Genomic DNA, 713 nt, shown 5'->3' with positions numbered 1-713 from the left:
TAACAGATAAATCACCGTTATTGGTAACATTGCCTACTATATTATTATTGCCAATAGTAACATTATCATAGATTACAATATCAGAAGAACCAGTACTATCAGTATTATTAACTATAACATTATCATTAATACTTATTGTATTATTCTTAGTACTATCTTCATTCATGATACCACCACCAATACTTGCAGTGTTGTTAATGAGAATAGAACCACTAACACTAAGATTCTCACCAGAATTTGTGATAGCACCACCACTAGTAGTTGCAGTGTTGTTAGTGAAATTAGAACCACTAACACTCATATTAACACCATTACTGTTGATAGCACCACCACCATGATCTGCAGTGTTGTTAATGAAACTAGAATCACTAACACTCATATTAATACCACCATTATCGGAGATAGCACCACCATTACTACCTGCAGTGTTGTTAATGAAACTAGAACCACTAACACTCATATTAACACCAACATTATCGTAGATAGCACCACCACTACCACTTGCAGTGTTGTTAATGAAACTAGAACCACTAACACTCATATTAACACCATCATTATTGAAGATAGCACCACCACTATTTGCAGTGTTGTTAATGAAACTAGAACCACTAACACCCATATTAGCACTAGTACCACCAGTAGTGTAGATAGCACCACCACCACTTGCAGTGTTGTTAATGAAACTAGAACCACTAACACTCATATTAACACCA

At 35.1% G+C, this 713-nt stretch carries 1 pseudogene; it reads right to left on the bottom strand.

Going from position 1 to position 713, the window contains the following annotated elements:
* Positions 1 to 713: pseudogene (locus tag MBCUT_RS01725) on the bottom strand (hypothetical protein); the annotation flags it as partial.

The sequence above is a fragment of the Methanobrevibacter cuticularis genome (genome assembly GCF_001639285.1).
Taxonomy (GTDB): Archaea; Methanobacteriota; Methanobacteria; order Methanobacteriales; family Methanobacteriaceae; genus Methanobaculum; species Methanobaculum cuticulare.
This window is presented reverse-complemented; position numbering and strand designations above follow the sequence as displayed.